The sequence below is a fragment of the Streptomyces sp. NPDC017979 genome (genome assembly GCF_044328175.1).
Taxonomy (GTDB): Bacteria; Actinomycetota; Actinomycetes; order Streptomycetales; family Streptomycetaceae; genus Streptomyces.
The window spans coordinates 23,440-39,813 of record NZ_JBIRGU010000009.1; the positions used below are offsets into that span (position 1 = coordinate 23,440).

The 16,374-nt window shown below is 73.2% G+C and carries 15 protein-coding genes and 4 tRNA genes; 6 read left to right on the forward strand and 13 right to left on the reverse strand.

The genetic code is table 11. The features are described from left to right. Positions 1–68: 68 nt before the first annotated feature. The 3 genes from ACH4E8_RS22420 to ACH4E8_RS22430 form a co-directional block, all read right to left on the reverse strand. Complete coding sequence (locus ACH4E8_RS22420) at positions 69–1,310, reverse strand: RNA polymerase sigma factor (RefSeq protein ID WP_398450839.1); 1,242 nt, start codon at positions 1,308–1,310, stop codon at positions 69–71. A 98-nt stretch (positions 1,311–1,408) separates the two neighbouring features. Continuing rightward, positions 1,409–1,819: a YciI family protein gene (locus tag ACH4E8_RS22425; RefSeq protein ID WP_398450841.1), complete on the reverse strand. Its 411-nt coding sequence runs from the start codon at positions 1,817–1,819 to the stop codon at positions 1,409–1,411. 176 nt (positions 1,820–1,995) lie between these two features. Next, positions 1,996–2,238: a hypothetical protein gene (locus ACH4E8_RS22430; RefSeq protein ID WP_398450843.1), complete on the reverse strand. Its 243-nt coding sequence runs from the start codon at positions 2,236–2,238 to the stop codon at positions 1,996–1,998. 164 nt (positions 2,239–2,402) lie between these two features. On the opposite strand from ACH4E8_RS22430, the gene ACH4E8_RS22435 reads away from it, so the two are divergent. After that, the gene (locus ACH4E8_RS22435) at positions 2,403–3,134 is read left to right on the forward strand and encodes an HNH endonuclease family protein (RefSeq protein ID WP_398450845.1); all 732 of its coding nucleotides are present in this window, start codon (positions 2,403–2,405) and stop codon (positions 3,132–3,134) included. Between the two features lie 99 nt (positions 3,135–3,233). On the opposite strand, the gene ACH4E8_RS22440 is transcribed toward ACH4E8_RS22435, so the two are convergent. Continuing rightward, positions 3,234–4,286 carry a methyltransferase domain-containing protein gene (locus ACH4E8_RS22440; RefSeq protein ID WP_398450847.1) on the reverse strand — a complete coding sequence of 351 codons (1,053 nt, stop codon included), beginning with the start codon at positions 4,284–4,286 and terminating at the stop codon, positions 3,234–3,236. Between the two features lie 493 nt (positions 4,287–4,779). Here ACH4E8_RS22440 and ACH4E8_RS22445 point away from each other — a divergent pair, with 493 nt between their 5' ends. Continuing rightward, entirely contained in the window at positions 4,780–5,388 is a 609-nt protein-coding gene (locus ACH4E8_RS22445; RefSeq protein WP_398450849.1) for a choice-of-anchor C family protein, read from the forward strand. Between the two features lie 43 nt (positions 5,389–5,431). Here ACH4E8_RS22445 and ACH4E8_RS22450 read toward each other — a convergent pair whose 3' ends face one another. The 9 genes from ACH4E8_RS22450 to ACH4E8_RS22490 all read right to left on the reverse strand — a co-directional run bounded on the left by ACH4E8_RS22450 (position 5,432) and on the right by ACH4E8_RS22490 (position 13,843). Then, on the reverse strand, positions 5,432–5,677 hold the full coding sequence (locus tag ACH4E8_RS22450) for a hypothetical protein (RefSeq protein ID WP_398450851.1): 246 nt from the start codon (positions 5,675–5,677) through the stop codon (positions 5,432–5,434). 109 nt (positions 5,678–5,786) lie between these two features. Then, positions 5,787–6,110: a hypothetical protein gene (locus ACH4E8_RS22455; protein WP_398450853.1), complete on the reverse strand. Its 324-nt coding sequence runs from the start codon at positions 6,108–6,110 to the stop codon at positions 5,787–5,789. Positions 6,111–6,286: 176 nt separating this feature from the next. Beyond that, positions 6,287–6,359 (reverse strand) — tRNA-Lys (locus tag ACH4E8_RS22460). 140 nt (positions 6,360–6,499) lie between these two features. Continuing rightward, entirely contained in the window at positions 6,500–8,773 is a 2,274-nt protein-coding gene (locus ACH4E8_RS22465; protein ID WP_398450854.1) for a FlgD immunoglobulin-like domain containing protein, read from the reverse strand. A gap of 280 nt (positions 8,774–9,053) precedes the next feature. Next, complete coding sequence (locus ACH4E8_RS22470) at positions 9,054–11,291, reverse strand: DEAD/DEAH box helicase (RefSeq protein ID WP_398450856.1); 2,238 nt, start codon at positions 11,289–11,291, stop codon at positions 9,054–9,056. A 337-nt stretch (positions 11,292–11,628) separates the two neighbouring features. Beyond that, a complete protein-coding gene (locus tag ACH4E8_RS22475) occupies positions 11,629–12,240 on the reverse strand; it encodes a hypothetical protein (RefSeq protein ID WP_398450858.1) in 612 nt (203 codons plus the stop codon). 315 nt (positions 12,241–12,555) lie between these two features. After that, a complete protein-coding gene (locus ACH4E8_RS22480; RefSeq protein WP_398450860.1) occupies positions 12,556–12,918 on the reverse strand; it encodes a fluoride efflux transporter FluC in 363 nt (120 codons plus the stop codon). Beyond that, positions 12,915–13,496 carry a fluoride efflux transporter FluC gene (locus ACH4E8_RS22485; protein ID WP_398450862.1) on the reverse strand — a complete coding sequence of 194 codons (582 nt, stop codon included), beginning with the start codon at positions 13,494–13,496 and terminating at the stop codon, positions 12,915–12,917. The genes ACH4E8_RS22480 and ACH4E8_RS22485 overlap by 4 nt, the downstream gene beginning before the upstream one ends. After that, complete coding sequence (locus ACH4E8_RS22490; protein ID WP_398450864.1) at positions 13,493–13,843, reverse strand: metallopeptidase family protein; 351 nt, start codon at positions 13,841–13,843, stop codon at positions 13,493–13,495. Before ACH4E8_RS22490 ends, ACH4E8_RS22485 begins: the two co-directional genes overlap by 4 nt. A gap of 105 nt (positions 13,844–13,948) precedes the next feature. Here ACH4E8_RS22490 and ACH4E8_RS22495 point away from each other — a divergent pair, with 105 nt between their 5' ends. From ACH4E8_RS22495 to ACH4E8_RS22510, 4 genes are all read left to right on the forward strand, one after another. Continuing rightward, positions 13,949–15,586: a metallophosphoesterase gene (locus ACH4E8_RS22495; RefSeq protein WP_398450866.1), complete on the forward strand. Its 1,638-nt coding sequence runs from the start codon at positions 13,949–13,951 to the stop codon at positions 15,584–15,586. A gap of 81 nt (positions 15,587–15,667) precedes the next feature. Continuing rightward, positions 15,668–15,740: transfer RNA gene (locus ACH4E8_RS22500), tRNA-Glu, on the forward strand. 46 nt (positions 15,741–15,786) lie between these two features. Beyond that, positions 15,787–15,861, forward strand: a tRNA-Asp gene (locus ACH4E8_RS22505). 27 nt (positions 15,862–15,888) lie between these two features. Next, positions 15,889–15,965 (forward strand) — tRNA-Phe (locus ACH4E8_RS22510). The last annotated feature ends 409 nt before the right edge of the window (positions 15,966–16,374 follow it).

Here is a 16,374-nt window from a genome sequence, read left to right on the forward strand (position 1 = left end):
GAAAAACCCGGGCATGGCGGGCGGCGGGCGCACGGCGAGCGGCCGGCCTCAGCGCACGGAGGTCGACGTCAGGGCGCGAGGCGATCGGCGCGCATCCGGAGGTAGTGCGCCTCGGGCGCGCTGAGGGTCCGCCCGGCCGCCAGCAGATACGCCTCGCGCGCCCCCGCCGCGTCCCCCGCGCGCTCCAGCAGATGGGCGCGGACCGCGTCCAGCCGGTGGTGTCCGCCGAGCCGGTCCGCCAGCCGACCCACCTCCACGAGCCCGGCCTCGGGCCCGCGCACCATCGCCACCGCCACCGCGCGCCCCAGCTCGGCCATCGGCTCGGGCGCGATCTCCACCAGCAGGTTGTACAGCGCGAGGATCTGCGGCCAGTCCGTGTCGTCCGCGCGCGCCGCCTCGTCGTGCAGCGCGGCGATGGCGGCCTGGAGCTGGTACACCCCGGCCGGCCCCTGTGCGAGCGCCTCCTCGACCAGCGCCGTGCCCTCGACGACGGCGTCCCGGTCCCAGAGCGTGCGGTCCTGCTCGTCGAGCGGGACGATCCCGCCGTCCGGCCCGGTGCGGGCCGCGGCGCGGGCCTCGGTGAGCAGCATCAGCGCGAGGAGCCCGGTCACCGCGCCCTCGCGGGGCAGCAGCAAACGCACCCGCCGGGTCAGCCGGATCGCCTCCTGCGCCAGGTCGGAGCGGTGCAGCAGGGCGCCCGACGTCGCCGTGTACCCCTCGTTGAAGATCAGGTACAGCACCTGGAGCACGGCGGCCAGCCGCTGGTCGCGGTCGGCGGGCCCGGGCGGCCGGAACGGCGCCCCCTGCACCTTCAGCTTCGCCCGGCTGATGCGCTGGGCCATCGTCGCCTCGGGCACGAGGTGCGCACGGGCGATCTCCGCGGTGGTCAGGCCGCCGACGGCGCGCAGCGTCAGGGCGATCTGCGCGGGCGGCGTCAGGTCGGGGTGGCAGCACAGGAAGAGCAGGGTGAGGGTGTCGTCCTCGCTGGGGGCGCGGTCGTCGCCGGGCGGCGGCGTGGTGAAGGAGTCGCGCGGGGCGAGCTGTGCGGCGCTCTCCTCCCGCCGGCGCCGGGCCTCCTCGCTGCGCAGCAGGTCCGTCAGCCGGCGGGAGGCGACCTTGATCAGCCAGCCGCGCGGGTTGTCCGGGGTGCCGGCGGCGGGCCACTGCCGGGCGGCGGCGAGCAACGCTTCCTGAACGGAGTCCTCGGCGAGGTCGAAGTGTCCGTAGCGGCGCACCAACGCACCGAGGACCTGCGGCGCGTGATGGCGCAGCAGGTCCTCGATCGTGGGCGTACGACTCGTGTTGCTCATGCAGTCGTACGTATCACGGGCCACCGACAGCGGTCGGCCGTGCGGTGTCCGGGCGACGGTGTCCCGGTGGCGGCCCGGTCCGTCGGGGAGGGGTGCGGTCAGACTTCCGGGGCGTCCAGGATGGGCCGGATGACGATCGGCGAACAGATGGTGCCCTCGGGCACGGGGCAGGCCGCGGCGCGGGCGGCGATCTCGGTCGCCCGCTCCAGGCCCGCGCAGTCGATCACCCAGTAGCCGGCGAGGACTTCCTTCGTCTCGCCGTACGGACCGTCCGTGATCACGGGCTTGCCGTCCTTGCCCGCCAGGACGTGACGGGTCTTGGCCGGCTCCGCGAGCCCGTTGCCGTCGACGAGTTCGCCGTTCTCGGCGAGGTCGTCGTTGAGGGCGCCCATGTGGCTGAACATCGCCTGCATGTCCTGCTCGCTCCACGCGGGGTAGCCGGGCGAGGGCTTGCCCGTCATGGCCTCGTGCGCGGCTTGGTTGCCCTGGATCATCAGCAGGTACTTCATGTTCGCTCCTTGTGACGCGGGGGTTGTCCCCTTCGGCTGCCCCCGGTGGGCAACTCTCACAAGAGACGTCGGAGCCGACGACGGGTTCTCTACACGGCCCGGGAGATTTTCTGCGGAGAATTTTCGGGCGGGCCGGCGTGCGGGTGCCGTGTCCGCCCTGACCTGCGACTGACGACTTACGACTGGACGGCGCCGACGAGCTGGGTGACGGGGTCGAGCAGCGGGGCGAGCTGGTTCGGGACCTCCATGAGCTGGTTGAGCTGGTTCAGTTCGCCGAGCTGGTCGAGCTGGCTCAGGGAGGTGGCGTCGGCGGCGGTCTTCTCGTCGACGTGCCCGGTCGCGCTCGCGCCGGAGACGGAGAGGGCGGAGGCACCGGCGGCGAGGGCGACGGCGGCGAGGATGCGCTTGGTCTTGGTCATGCCGGGAGAACGTCCGCGGAGGGGGCCGGGTCACGGGGGCGTTGCCGGTGCGGAGGGGTGACCCGGGGTGCTGAAACGTTTCCGAGTGAACACGTGCGCCCATCCGGCCCAGTAAGTCGGTTCATAGCACCGCAGAAGAACGAAGGCCGCGTAGTCAGATTGATGTGATCATCAACCTGACCCGCGTCACTGTGACCACCGCACTCGCCCTCCTTCCGCTCGCCGCGGCCACGGCCCCGGCCGGCGCGGCGCAAGCACCCACGGCGCAAGTGCCCGCCGCTACGCAGACGCCTGATGCCGCGCCGGCTTCGGCGCGCGTGGCCGAGACCCTGTCCCTCGCCGTGGCCGTCAACCGGCTCCCCGTCGCGACCGAGAGCCGAACCGGCTACACCCGCGACGCGTTCAAGCACTGGAACGCGGGCCTCAAGCCCGACGGCTGCAACACCCGCAACGAGGTCCTGATCTCGGAAGCCGTCCAGGCCCCGACGGTCGGCGCCCGGTGCGCCCTGAGCGGCGGCTCCTGGTGGTCGTACTACGACGACACCGTGGTGGAATCGGCGTCCTCGCTCGACATCGACCACATGGTCCCGCTCGCCGAGGCGTGGGACTCCGGCGCGCACGGCTGGACCGCGGCGCGCCGCGAGGCGTACGCCAACGACCAGGGCCAGGCGTCGTCCCTCGTCGCCGTCACCGCCAAGTCCAACCGCTCCAAGGCGGACCAGGACCCCGCGCAATGGCTCCCGCCGGCCGCGGACGCCCTGTGCCGCTACACCTCCGACTGGCTCGCGACCAAGCTCCGCTGGGCCCTGTCCATCGACGAGGAAGAACAGCGCAGGCTCTACCAACTCGCCGCCGGCTGCCCCTCCACCCGCGTCACCTTCACCCCGGCCCCGTAGCGACGACGCCGACGCTTCCCCGCGTCCTCAGCCCCTGGGGTCGCGGGGAGCACGGAACAGGCCACCCACGCTCGGCAGGGACCACCGCCCCGCCCCCGATCACTCCGCCACCACCACATACAGCGTCACCGACGCGAAGAACGGTGCCGCACCCCCGAGCGCGGCGAGCCACTCCCGCCCCGCCCCCTCCGCCACGTACCCCGCCTCGATCGCCCGCTGCGTGTTCCGTTCCAGCCCCAACACCGCGTCCGCCGCGCCCACCTCGCGGAAGACCGACGTGACCGGCACCACCATCGGCACCGCGAACCCAGCCGCCGCCGCGAGCCGCGGCAGTTCCCGCCCGATGACGCCGTTGCGGATGATCCGGTCCGTGATGTGCCGGGTGTAGCCGCGGACGACGTCGAGGTCGGGGTAGTCGACGACCAGCGAGTCCCAGTCGGGCTCCGCCATCACCAGCCGTCCGCCCGGCCGCAGGACGCGCCGCGCCTCCGCGAGCACCTGCGCCGGGTCCGTCACGTGCTGGAGCACCCGGTCCGTGCGCACCCGGTCGACGCTCGCGTCCGCCAGCGGCAGCCGGTGCACGTCGCCGAGCAACACCTCGACGCCCGCGGCCCCTCCACCCCCCTCAGCCCGCTCCCGCATGCGTTCCCGCGCCCGCTCGGCCATCTCCCGGCTGGCGTCGACGCCGACGACCGCACCCGTGGGGCCGACCGCGTCCGCGAGCGTGCCGAGGTCCGTGCCCGGACCGCAGCCGAGGTCGAGCACGGTGTGGCCGGGCCGCGCCCCGAGCGCGGGCAGCACCACGCTCTTGTACGAGCGGCCGATGGCGGACGCGGCCACCCGGTCCAGGTAGCCCACCTCGTCGGGGGTGATCGACTCGAAGACGTGCTCGCTGACCCGGGCCATGGACCTCGCCTGGAGCGCCAACTCCTGCCGCCCGCGCCCGGTCAGCCGGAAGGGCCGCTGGCGCCCCTCCCCCTCCAGCGCTTCCACCCAGCGCTTGGCCTCCAGGCGGGCGAGCGCGCCGTAGAGGCTGCCGGCGCCGAGGCGGTCGCCGGAGAGCTTCTCGATGGCCGCGTTGATGGCGTAGCCGTGCAGGGGCCCGTCGGCGAGGGCGGAGAGCACGAGCATCTGGGCGTCATGAGTACGCATGGCGGGATGGTACGCAGCGCGTACTACGCGGCACGTACTACAGAACGGGATCACGCCGCGGAATGGCGTGATCAAGACGCCTTCACGGCGCATGGCGACGTCCACCCGGGGCAGCAGCCCGTCAGGGCCGCTTCCGGTCTTCAAGAAGCGGTCCAGGCCCCGCCGCGAACCCCCCGCGCGGCGGGGCCGAATTCTCCAACCGAATAAAAATGCCATTCCTTGCGCACATCAGAGCGGCGTATCGTTTTCTCAACTCCGCACCTCATTAAATGCGAAAGCGAACCGCCGCCGCACCCATCCCCACCAGGAGGGACGATGACGGCGCAGCCAGCGGATGGCGCGGATTAAACCAGCGCACAGAGGCTTCACCTTCCCAGGCCACGCCATCATGCGCCGTCGCACCAGGCTTGGCCTCCGGGCCGATTAACGGGAAATTCAACCCGCTGAGCCAGTCCGGCTCCGCATGAATTCCCGGAGAACCACGGAGGCCCCCATGAAACTCCTGCGCGCTTGCACCGCCGCCGTCGCCTCGGCCGCCCTGCTCGCCGGCGTCGGCGCGGCCCTGACGACCCCGGCGCACGCGGCGGCCGTCAGCCGTTTCGACGACGGCAGCTTCGAGTACCCCACGGCGCCCGTCAACGCGTTCGCGACGTACTCCGCGGGCCAGGCGCTGGGCCCCTGGCAGGTCACCGGCGGCACGGTGGACCTGATCGGCAAGGGTTACTGGGGCGCCGCCGAGGGCGACCAGTCCGTCGACCTGAACGGCACCTCGGCGGGAACCGTCTCCCAGACCTTCACGACCGTGCCCGGCACGACGTACACCGTCTCGTACGCCCTGGCCGGCAACGTCTCCCCCGCCCACCTGTCGATCCTGAAGACCGGCCGGGCCCTCATCGACGGCCAGAACTTCCAGGACTTCTCCTTCGACACCACCGGCAAGAGCCCCACCAACATGGGCTACGTGAACCGCCAGTTCACCTTCGTGGCCAACGGCACCACCACCACGCTGGCCTTCGCCAGCACCATGGCCGGCGCGTGGGGCGCGGTCATCGACGACGTCCGGGTGCGGGCCAATTGCTGCTCCTGTTCGACGAGTTGCTGACCCGCCCCACGAAAGCCCCCGCGGAAGCCCCCGTTGACGCCCGTCAGCGGGGGCTTCCGCCCACCCCCGCGAGCTCCCGCGCCGCCTCCTTCAACGCCACCCGCGCCGCCGGCGTCCCGGCCGGACTCAGCCAGTACGGATGCCCGGCGATCCGGGACGACAGCTGAAGCAGCCGCCGCCGGTGAGCAGCCACGCCGTACACCGACGAGGCGGCGGCGAGCTGCCCGTACACGACGTACCAAGCGATCTGGGTCTCCAGGAGGTCAGCGGGGAAGAGGTGCCTGCTCATGGCTTGAATTAGATAACGTGTTCGATTTTCTGAGCAAGGCGGACCCGCCGCGAACGCCGAAGTGCCCCACCCGACCGAAACCGGGTGGGGCACTTCCACGCAGGATCGATCACCGCAGGCCGACGGCGCCCCCGGCCTTCTTCAGCACGGAGTCGATCGCGCCCACCACGGCGTTGTGCCGCTTCGCCCGCGCCGCCTGGTCCGCCGGCACCAGCCGCGCGGCGACCTGCACGGCATGGGCGTCCGGGTCACCGAAGGCAGCCCGCGGGTGCTCTCCCGTATCCGCGCAGTGCGTCGTGACCTCCTTGACCGCCCGGAGCACGACCGCCCGGTCCACGCCCGGCTGCATGGCCAGCCGCACCTGGAAGCGCGCCAGCCACTTCTCGCGGTCCTTCTCCCGCGCCGCGTCCGCCTTCTGGTCCTGCTCCGCCACGTGCTCTCCCGGCTGATCGGCGGCCGACTGTCATGGAGTGAGACGCGGTGACACGGCAGTGAGTTGCACAGACGACACTCCCGCACCAGCCCGCCAATGCGGAAGCGCCCCACCCGGCCTCAGCCGGATGGGGCGCTTCTTCGCAGGTCACAGGCTTTCGCTCGTCCTGCTCGGGGTGGGCCGTGTCGGACTCGAACCGACAACCTACGGATTAAAAGTCCGCTGCTCTGCCAATTGAGCTAACGGCCCGCGGCCACGCCACACCTGAGCATAGCCGGAGCGGGCGCGTGCACCGATCGGGTATCCGGTCTCCGTGTCGATCGGGGCGTGATAGGCGGCGGGACGGGGCCGCGGGGCGCGCCGGGTGGGTGGCGCGCCCCGCGGGTGGGTCAACGGACGGACGTGGGCGAGACGGTGACCTTGCCCGTGCGGAGCACGGTGGGGGTCGGGGAGTCGGACGGGGTCGCGGTGAGGGTCCAGGTGTAGGCGCCGGCGGGGGCCTGCTTGCCCGCGGCGTCCTTGGTGTCCCAGGCCGCTTCGATCTGCGCGCCGGAGCGGTCCGTGGACGTCAGGGTCCGTACGACCTTGCCCGCCGAGTCCTTCACCGTGACGGTCCAGGACGCCGGGGGCCGGCTGAGCTGCCAGCGCGCGTTCCACGCGCCGTCGCCGGCGTTGTTGGGGTCGGCGACGCCCTCGACGACCGCGATCGGGGAGCGCGGCACGTTCACCGGGCGGATCCGGATCGCCCCTTCGGCGTCCGTGAACGCGACGTCCCCGCCGAACTTGTCCACCGCCCACTTCGCGCCCGCGGGCACGGCCGCGAACTCGCGCGTCGCCACCGCGCCGCCCGCGCCCTGGTGGAAGTCGGTCAGCAGCAGCTTGCCGTCCGCCTCGCGCACGACGAAGCCGTCGCCGAGACGGGCCGAGCCGTTCGTCGGGACGGGGATGCTCTTGCGGACCTTGTGGTCCCACACGCCCGCCTTGGCCGCGGCGCCCGAGCCGCAACTCCAGTACACCCAGCGGCCGACGGCCTGGAGCTTGTTCGGGGTGCAGCCCGAGTCCAGGTGGAAGTCCCTCGTGGTGCGCTGCGTGGCGAAGTCGTACTGGGCGATGGTGCCGACCGTGTGCCCCGGCTTCCATGCCTGACCGCCCCAGAGGCTCGCGGCACCGTCCCACGGCATCAGCACGTTGTCGTCGGAGTTCCGGCGGACGTCGCCGATGAACTGCCCGGACCCGTAGGAGCGGATGAGCGAGTAGCGGCCCGTGGTCTCCATCACCTCCGGGATGCCGCTGCCCGGCACCCTGACGACGGACAGGCTCTTGTCGGCGTTCGCGACGTACATGCCCACGCTGTTGGAGAAGCCCGTGCGGCCGTCACCGAGGGCGTGCACCCCGTAGTGGAACGTCGACGGCTGGGTATGGCGGAGTCGGCGTTCGCCCACCGCGGGCGCACCGGCGAAGGACACGTCGTGGTCGTAGAGCGACGGCAACGGCGCGGCGTCCGTGTGGGCCGCGTAGCTCAGCACGCCGCCGCCCAGTGCCAGGCCCTGGAGCTGCGCCGGGACGAAGGGCACGTCGCGCACCTTGGTGAGCTGCGGCTTGCCGTCCGCGCCGACGGTGACGCGCCGTACGGCCCAGTCCGCGGCCCCGCTGCCGCCGACCACGAGCACGCTGCCGTCGGGCGCGGTGACGAGCTTCATGTCGGAGTAGCGCAGCAGTTGGTGCTGCTGGGAGCCGCCGATCGGGATGGCGTACAGCCCGCCGCCCGGCACGTACTTCGTGCCCCCCGGCCCCGGGGACTTCTCGACGTCCCGGCTGATCAGGAGCCAGTCACCGACGACGGCGAAACCGCCGTAGGACCGCTCGGGTCCGGTCGGCTTCGGGATCGTGGTGGTCACCGGGGCGGCGGTCGGATCGCGCCGGTCGACGGTGACGACCTTGTACTCCCACAGGTCGTAGTCGGCGACCACGTGGCGCTCGCTCAGGGGGCCGTCGCCCGGCTTGGGCAGCACGGTGAGTCGTGCGGTCTCGTAGTCGAGCAGGTACTGCATGGGGGCGGCGGGGTCGACCCGCTGGAAGCCGATGACGGCTCCGCGTCCGTCCTGCCGGGTACTGTCCGCATTGACCCACCGGTCGACGCCGTCGGGAGCGCCGGTCACGGCACGTTCGGTGATCGTGCCGTCCGCCGCCCGGCGCAGGATGCTCATCGACGCGACGTTGCCGTCCGCGGCGAACCGGTGCACGACGATCGAGTCGGCGGTGTACGCCCCGGTGAACACTGCGCCCTCGGGTGTGCCGATCGTGGTCTTCGAGCCCGTCGCCAGGTCGGTGATGACGACGCTCCACGAGCCGTCGGGCTGGGACGACTCCTTCGCCCGCAGCCCCGAGTGACCGAGCTGCTCGGCGAGCGCAGGGGCCTCGCGCGTCTCGCCCGTCGCGTACTCCGTCCACCAGTAACGGCCCTTGTGGCCCTCCCGCTTGTGGAGGTAGCCGGTGGCGCCCGCCTCCAGGAGGGTGTCCTCCCGCGGCAGGTAGCGCGCCTGCGGCGGTACGACGGCGTCGGACGCGGCCGACGCCCGCCCGGGCTCCGCGGCCACGGCCGAAGGCGCCGTCACCGCGGTGCACAGGCCCGCGCCCGCGGCCACCGCGACCGCGGTCGCCACGACGCGCTTGGATGCCGTACGTCTGACGGCAGAACGATCCCGCACAGATAACCCCTCCCCAGGGTCCGCACCGCGCGTTCGGCGGTGGACCCGCGACATGTGCCGTGTGACTGGGAGCGCGGGAGGAGCGGCACAGACGCCGCTTCATGGCCGTTGCAGGATCCAACTCCCGCCCCAGATGGGCGAGATCGTACAGGGTTGCGAACGGCGCAGGGCCCGCGCCTCGGGTGGAGGTGCGGGCCCTGCGGGGTTCGGCGGCGTTGAAGTCCGCCGTCAGGCGTCAGCCGTTGCGCTTCCAGCGCGGCTTGTCTTCGCGGCGGCCGTACGGAGCGGAGTTGCTGCTGCGGTGGTCGTCGCGGCGGCCGTACGGACGGTCCGACGAACCGGAGCGGTAACCGCCGCCCGAGGGGCGGTCGTCGCGACGGTCGCGGTTGAACGGGCGGTCGCTGCCGCGGTGACCGCTCGGGCGGTCGTCGCGACGGAAACCACCGGACGGACGGTCATCACGACGGAAGCCACCGGAGGGCCGGTCGTCACGGCGGTCGTCGCGGCGGAAGCCACCGGACGGACGGTCGTCGCGACGGAAGCCACCGCGGTCCTCCCGACGGTCGTCACGGCGGAAGCCACCGCGGTCGTCCCGACGGTCATCACGGCGGTCGTCGCGGCGGAAGCCACCGGACGGACGGTCGTCACGGCGGAAGCCACCACGGTCGTCCCGACGGTCGTCACGGTCACGACGGTCGTCGCGGCGGTCGTCACGACGGTCGTACGAACGGTTCCGCCGCTCGAAGTTGCCGCGGTCGTCCCGACGGTCCCGGTCGTAACCACCGCGGTCGTCACGGCGGTCGTCCCGACGCTCCTCGCGGCGCTCCGCGGCCGTCGCCGCCTCCACCGCGGCCTCCAGCTCCGCACCCGCGGCCTCGGCGACCTCGGCGACCGCGGCCTCCGGGTCCTCACCGCGCTCGCGCGCGGCGCGGGCCACCAGGCGGTCCGCCTCCTCGCGCAGTTCGCCGGCGCGCCGCTGGACGCGCTCAAGCTGGCGGGTGAGGTCGGCGACCTCGCGCTCGGCCTGCTTGGCCGCGTTGTTCGCGGAGTCCGCCTGGACCTCGGTCAGCGAACGCGCACCGGTGATCTCGGCGACCTCGGGGTCGAACGCGCCGGCGCCGCCCACGATGTGCCGCGACGCCTCCACGCCCGCGTCCTCCATCAGCCGGAAGATCTGGCGGCGCTGGTGCGGCAGCGACAGCGAGACGACGGTGCCGGAGCGGCCGGCGCGGGCGGTGCGGCCCGAGCGGTGCAGGTAGTCCTTGTGGTCGCCGGCCGGGTCCACGTTCAGGACCAGGTCGATGCCGTCGACGTGGATGCCGCGGGCGGCGACGTCGGTGGCGACGAGGACGTTCACGTAACCGTCCTTGAAGTCCGCCAGCGTGCGGGTGCGCGCGCCCTGCGTCATGCCGCCGTGCAGCGCGTCCGCCTTCACGCCCGACTCGCGCAGCTGCTCGGCGACCCGGTCCGCGCCGAGCTGGGTGCGGACGAAGATGATGGTGCGGCCCTTGCGGGCGGCGATCGCGGAGGTGACCGGCGCCTTGTCCTTCGGCTTCACGACGAGGACGTGGTGGGTCATGGTCGTGACGTTGCCCTGGGCGCTGTCGACCTCGTGGCTGACCGGGTCGTTCAGGTAGCGCTTGACGAGCGTGGTGATCTCGTTCTCCATCGTCGCGGAGAAGAGCATCCGCTGACCGCCGGCGGGCACCTGGTCGAGCAGCTCGGTGACCTCGGGCAGGAAGCCCAGGTCGGACATCTGGTCGGCCTCGTCGAGGATCGCGACCTGCACCTGGTCGAGCGAGCAGGCGCCGCGGTTGATGACGTCGCGCAGTCGGCCCGGGGTGGCGACGAGGATGTCGACGCCGCGCTCCAGGGCGTAGATCTGGTTCCCCATCGAGGTGCCGCCGCAGACGACCTTCATCTTCAGGCCGAGGACGTCGCCGTACGGCTGGAGGGCGTCCGCGACCTGCATCGCGAGCTCGCGGGTGGGGGTGAGGATGACGCCGCGGGGCTTCTTCTTCTCCGTGCGGCCGTCGGCGAGCGAGGCCAGCAGCGGGAGGCCGAAGGAGAGCGTCTTGCCGGAGCCGGTGCGGCCACGGCCGAGGATGTCCTTGCCGGCCAGGGCGTCCGGGATGGTCGCGGCCTGGATCGGGAACGGGACGGTGACGCCGTTCTGCGCCAGCTTGCGGACGATGCCCTCGGGGAGGCCGAGGTCGGCGAAGGTGGTCTCGGGGGCGTCGGAAGCCTCGGCGGCGTCCTCGTCGGACTCCGCGACGTCGGCGACGTCAGCGGCCTCGGGGGCCTCGGGGGCCTCCGCAACCTCAACCGCCTCAACCGTCTCCACGGTCGTCTCCGCGGTCTCTACGGACTCGGCGGCCTCAACGGCGCCGATCGTCTCCAGGGTCACGGGACCCTCGGTCGCGCCAGCGCCCTCGGTGGGCATGGCGGCGTGCTCAGTGCTGAAAGTGGACATGCGAAATGCGAAACCTTCCGGAGTCTCGGCACGCGCCCAAACTCCGTGATTTCGCAATTCGACCGCCTCGATGCGGTCAGCCACGGCTAGGGAGGTACGCGCCACACGGCGCGCTTCTGCTACGGCGCCGGGCAATGGGATCAAACGATCTACCACCATACGCACCCTCCCCCGCCCGAGGCAAACCGCTCGGGCGTGACCCCGATTACACGCACCCCGGCGCACGCCCGGCCGCGCATCCGCCCGCCCCCGACGCCCCGCTCCGCACCTACCCACGCCCCCGTCACACCGATCACACCCGCCATGCCCGTCACGCCGATCACGCCGATCTCACCGATCACGCCGGCCCCGACTGCGGCGACGCCATGGGCTCCGCCCGCGCCAGGTACTCCTCCGCCGCCACCTCCAGCGCCGCCGCGCGCACCTCGGGCGCGGACGACGCCGACGGCGGTTCGGTCGGCTCCGGCGGCTGCGGGGAGACCGGCGGCGGGGAGGGCTGCTCGACGGGCGGGTCCACCGGCTCCGTCTCCGGCGGCGCGGACGGGGTGGGCCGCCCGCCCTCGGTCGGCTCGGGCGCATCGGGGCGCGGCGGCCGGTGCGGCTCCCCGGTGGGCCGGGGCGAGGGGTCGGCCGTGCCGCTCGGCGCCGGTGACGCGTCCGGCGCCGACCCTGGGTCGCCGGGCTTCCCGGCGCCGACCCGTCCGCCGCCCGCCGCGGACCGGGCCCGGGGGTCCGTCCGCCCGCCGTCCACGTCCGCCTCCGTGCGCGGCCGGTCGGACGACGGGGTCGGCGCGGGCTTGGTCCGCCCGTCGTCGCCGACGCTCATGCACCCCGCCGTGGCCGCGATCGCCAGCGACGCGGCGATCGCGGCCACCATGCGACCGGACCTGCCGGAGGAGCCGGAACGGTCGTGAGCGGCCGTACGGCCGAGGGCGGGCAACTGGCGCACGGGGGCACCTCCGGAGCGGTACGGGGACAGGAGCGCGCGTTCTGCGCCCGGGCGCACCACCGCGCCCGAACACCGGTTCAACGTCCGCGCACGGGACCCGGTCCCGTGGTGCAGGTCCGGTCCCGTGTGCAGGTCTCCCTGCCCAACTCCCGGCGCCCCGCGGGGGACACGCACAACTCCCTGACGAGTACACGACCGCGCACCCGACCGGATGCCCGACCGACCCGCGCACCCGCGCGCGGGCAGCGCTCCGGGTCGTACGCCCGCGCATCCACCGATCCGCGCGCCCGCCCGGCGAACCCGGCCCGCACCGCCTCAGCCCGTCACCGCCCGCGCCAGCTCCACCCCCAGGGCCAGCGCCCCGATGCCCACCAGCACCGACCCGGCCGCATTCGCCGCCGCGATCCCGCTCCACCCCCGCTCGGCCAGCCGCAGCGTCTCGTACGAGAAGGTCGAGTACGTGGTGAGCGCGCCGCACAGCCCCGTACCGAGCAGGGCGTACGTCCCGCTGGACACCGCCGCCCCGGCGACCAGGCCCAGCACCAGGCAGCCGCAGGCGTTCACGGTGAGGGTGCCCCAGGGGAAGACCGACGAGTGGCGCGACTGGACCGCGCGGTCCGTCAGATAGCGCAGGGGCGCCCCGACGGCCGCGCCGACGACGACCAGCAGCCAGGTCACCGGACCGCCCGCCGTTCCGCCGCCCGTCCTTCGACCGCCCGCCGGGCGAGGGCCGCGGCCAGCCACACCGCACCGAGACAGCCGGCGACCGTGCCGCCCGCGTAGGCGTACGCGGCGCCGCCGTTCCCGTGCACCAGCAGCTCGCGGAAGTCCAGCGCGTACGCGGAGAACGTGGTGAACCCGCCGAGCACCCCGACCCCGAGGAACGGCCGCACCAGCGGGTGCGCCGTCCGGCCGCCCTCGCTGACCAGCACCATCAGCACGCCGATGAGCGCGGAGCCGACCACGTTGATGCCGAAGGTGCCCCAGGGGAAGGCCGCGGCGCCGCCGGCTGCGTGGTCGACGGGCCAGCCGCGGCCCACCGCGTACCTCGCGACCGCCCCGGCCGCGCCGCCGATCGACACGGCCGCCAGGACGAACGCCAGGTGGACGCCGGCCGTCTCCGCCCGCTGCGCGGGCACGTGCAGATCGACGTCCGGGTCGATCGCCTCGCCCGCGGGCCCGTGCGAGAAGGGCTCCGCGGGCTCAGAGGGATCCGGGGGCTCCGCTGGCCCGGGGGGCTCGGCGGACGGGCTCACCCGTACCCCAGCGCGTGCAGCCGCTCGTCGTCGATGCCGAAGTGGTGCGCGATCTCGTGCACCACCGTGATCTCCGTCTCGACGACCACGTCCTCGCGGCTCTCGCACATCCGCAGCGTCGGCCCGCGGTAGATCGTGATCCGGTCCGGCAGCACGCCCGCGTACCACTCGCCGCGCTCGGTGAGCGGGGTGCCCTCGTACAGCCCGAGGAGTTCGGGGTCGTCGGGGGACGGCTCGTCCTCCACGAAGACCGCGACGTTGTCCATCAGTCGCGTCAGCTCGGGCGGGATCCGGTCCAGCGCCTCGGCGACCAGTTCCTCGAACTCCTCGCGCGTCATCTCCAGCACCCGGCCATTGTCACGTACGCCGCCGAGGACGCCACCCGCGCCCGTGGCGTCCTCTCGCCACGCCCGTACGGCATACCGATCTCCGACCGCGGGCATACGGGCCCAATGGCACGCTCAGCCCGCGCCCTCCGGCCGCGGCCCGCACCGTCCCGGGCCCGCGCGCTGTGGCTGCGTGCCCGCCGCTTGAGGGTCCGCCGCCCCAAGGAGCGGTCGTTGCGGGACGCCCCCGGCCGCCCCTGGCTGCGGGCCCTCGGCCTCGCCGCCGTCGCCGTGCTCGGCGGCTGGCTCGGCCTGCTCGTCGTCGGCAGCGTCCAACCCCAGACCTCCGTCGGCCCGATGGAGACCAGCCTGTCGCTCCGCCCCGACCTGGGCGGCGGCACCCGGATCGACGTCTCCCCGCTCGGCTCGCTCGACCTCGCGTCGCACACCGCGCCGCTCCGCCTCGACGTGGACGTCGAACGGCTCGACCCGGCCCGCTCCGCCGCCCTCGTCGAGCAGCCGGAGCGCTTCAACCGGCTCGGCGACGAAGTCGCCCGGGACGTCGTCGCCGGCACCACCGAGTTGGCCGTGCGCTCCTGCGTCGCGGTCGTCGCCGGCGCCACCGCCCTCGGCCTGGTCGTCTACCGCCGCCCGCGCCGCGCACTGGCGGCCGGCGGCCTCGCCCTCGCACTGCTCGCCGCGTCCGCCGTCACCGCGTTCGCCACCTGGAACCCGAAGTCCGTCCTGGAGCCGAAGTTCTCCGGGCTGCTCACCAGCGCGCCTTCGCTGGTCGGCAACGCCCGTTCGATCGTCACCGAGTTCGACGTCTACCAGCAGGAGTTGGCGCGGCTGGTCACCAACGTGACCAAGCTGTACGACGCGACGTCGAGCCTGCCCGCGTACCGCCCCGACCCCGGCAGCATCCGGGTGCTGCACGTCTCCGACATCCACCTCAACCCGGCCGCCTGGCACATCGTCGCCTCACTGGTGGAGCAGTACCGGATCGACGTGATCATCGACTCCGGCGACACCATGGACCACGGCTCCGGCGCCGAGAACGCCTTCCTGGACCCGATCCGCGACCTGGCCGCGCCCTACGTGTGGGTGCGCGGCAACCACGACTCCCGCGCCACCCAGGCGTACCTGGAGCGGATGGCGAACGCGCACGTGCTGGACGAGGGCCGGGCGGTCACCGTCGGCGGGCTGCGCATCGCCGGCACCGGGGACCCGCAGTTCACCCCCGACCGCTCGGTGGTCGCCCAGGGCGACCCCGCGGAGCGGATGGCGGGCATCCGACTGGCCTCCGCCATCCGCGACCAGGCCCGCGTGGGCACCCCGGTGGACGTCGCCGTCGCCCACAATCCGGTCGCGGCCAGGGAGACGGACGGCACGGTCCCGCTCGCGCTCGCCGGGCACGTCCACCGGCGCGAGGTCGAGGTGCTGGAGCAGGGCACCCGGCTGAAGATCGAGGGGTCCACGGGCGGCGGCGGGCTGCGGGCCGTGCAGAACGACAAGCCGGAGAAGGTCCGTGCGTCGGTGCTCTACCTGGACCGTACGACCAAACGGCTCCAGGCGTGGGACGAGATCACGCTGGGTGGGCTGGGGCTGACGACGGCCGAGGTCAGCCGGCACCTGCCGGAGGAGAACCAGCCGGGCGCGCGCCCCTCCCCCGCGCCCTCGCCCATGCCCTCGCCCATGCCCTCGCCGCCTTCGGCCCCGCCTTCCGGGCCCCCGTCCGCGGCCTCCCGTTCCCCCGATCCGTAAACCGTTTTGGCGATACCTCCCGCCATCCCATATGCTTCTCACGTCCCCGACGCGCTGACAAAGCGCCCAGGTGGGCCCTTAGCCCTCATCGTCTAGTGGCCCAGGACGCCGCCCTTTCAAGGCGGTAGCACGGGTTCGAATCCCGTTGGGGGCACGCTACGCCTGTGCGAGACTAGTGCTCGCACAGCGTTGCGAAATATGGTCCTGTGGAGCAGTTTGGAGTGCTCGCCACCCTGTCAAGGTGGAGGCCGCGGGTTCAAATCCCGTCAGGACCGCTTGCAGATCGCCTCGGCGAACTGCGTGGCTGGGTAGCTCAGTTGGTACGAGCGATCGCCTGAAAAGCGATAGGTCGCCGGTTCGATCCCGGCCCCAGCCACCACCCGAAGGCCCCGTCCCCTTGGACGGGGCCTTCGTCGTCCCCCCATGCCCGCGCGTGCCCTTGCGCGCCTGACCTGCCTGCGGCTTCCCTGCGGGAGCGTTGGTCTCCGCGGCCCGGTGGTGGGTTGTTCGCGCGGTTCCTCCCCCTGTGCCCTGCCGGGCACGGGGCACCCCCACCTCGGCCCCAGCGGGCCTGGGGGGACCCCAGCGCCCTGACACTCCCGCCGTAACCCCGCGGGGCAGTTGGTCTCCACCAGCCGGTGGTGGGCTGTTCGCGCAGTTCCTCGCGCCCCTGACCACCCCGCCGTAGCCCCGCGGGAGCATTGGTCTCCGCCGACCACGAGTGGTTCTCGCGCGGTTCCTCCCCCTGTGCCCTGCCGGGCACGGGGCACCCCCACCTACGCCCAGAG

Bases quoted from the DNA above. Each gene is read 5' to 3' on its own strand.
- ACH4E8_RS22420 (WP_398450839.1), bottom strand. From the start codon at position 1,310: ATGAGCAACACGAGTCGTACGCCCACGATCGAGGACCTGCTGCGCCAT.
- ACH4E8_RS22425 (WP_398450841.1), bottom strand. From the start codon at position 1,819: ATGAAGTACCTGCTGATGATCCAGGGCAACCAAGCCGCGCACGAGGCC.
- ACH4E8_RS22430 (WP_398450843.1), bottom strand. From the start codon at position 2,238: ATGACCAAGACCAAGCGCATCCTCGCCGCCGTCGCCCTCGCCGCCGGT.
- ACH4E8_RS22440 (WP_398450847.1), bottom strand. From the start codon at position 4,286: ATGCGTACTCATGACGCCCAGATGCTCGTGCTCTCCGCCCTCGCCGAC.
- ACH4E8_RS22445 (WP_398450849.1), top strand. From the start codon at position 4,780: ATGAAACTCCTGCGCGCTTGCACCGCCGCCGTCGCCTCGGCCGCCCTG.
- ACH4E8_RS22450 (WP_398450851.1), bottom strand. From the start codon at position 5,677: ATGAGCAGGCACCTCTTCCCCGCTGACCTCCTGGAGACCCAGATCGCT.
- ACH4E8_RS22470 (WP_398450856.1), bottom strand. From the start codon at position 11,291: ATGTCCACTTTCAGCACTGAGCACGCCGCCATGCCCACCGAGGGCGCT.
- ACH4E8_RS22495 (WP_398450866.1), top strand. From the start codon at position 13,949: ATGGCACGCTCAGCCCGCGCCCTCCGGCCGCGGCCCGCACCGTCCCGG.